General features: G+C 35.9%; 1 protein-coding gene. It reads left to right on the forward strand.

Annotated features, from left to right (window positions below; genetic code table 11):
- Positions 1 to 84: 84 nt before the first annotated feature.
- Positions 85 to 555, forward strand: a 471-nt coding sequence (locus FUA24_RS08090; RefSeq protein WP_148541241.1) for an efflux RND transporter permease subunit, incomplete at its 3' end; no start/stop codon positions are given.

A 555-nucleotide genomic window follows, 5' to 3' on the forward strand; every position in this document is an offset into this window, starting at 1 on the left:
CAATGCTTTTTAACAAAAGCATTGCTTCGCTTTTATTTTGCGCGAAGCGCAAAATGATATGTTTAACTGAATTAAAATTTTACTATGATTAATAAAATCATTGATTTTTCAATCAATAACAAATTCATTATTGGTTTGCTTACGCTTACCATAATTGGAGCAGGTATTTGGAGTATGACCAAAGTGCCAATCGATGCTGTTCCAGACATTACCAATAACCAAGTACAGGTTATTACACAAGCACCTAATTTAGGTACAGAAGATATTGAACAATTTGTAACCTACCCTGTGGAAGTTGCAATGAGCAACCTGCCTGATGTAAAGGAAATTAGGTCAATCTCTCGTTTTGGCTTATCGGTTGTTACCATCGTATTCGACGATGATATGGGAACCTATCTACCTCGTCAATTAGTAGCCGAAAAACTAAACGAAGTCAAAGAACAAATTCCAGCTGGTTTTGGAGAACCTACTATGGGACCTATTTCCACAGGATTAGGGGAAATTTATCAATACACCTTAAAAGTAGCACCAGAGTATAAAGACAAATACGACATT

The sequence above is a fragment of the Seonamhaeicola marinus genome (genome assembly GCF_008085455.1).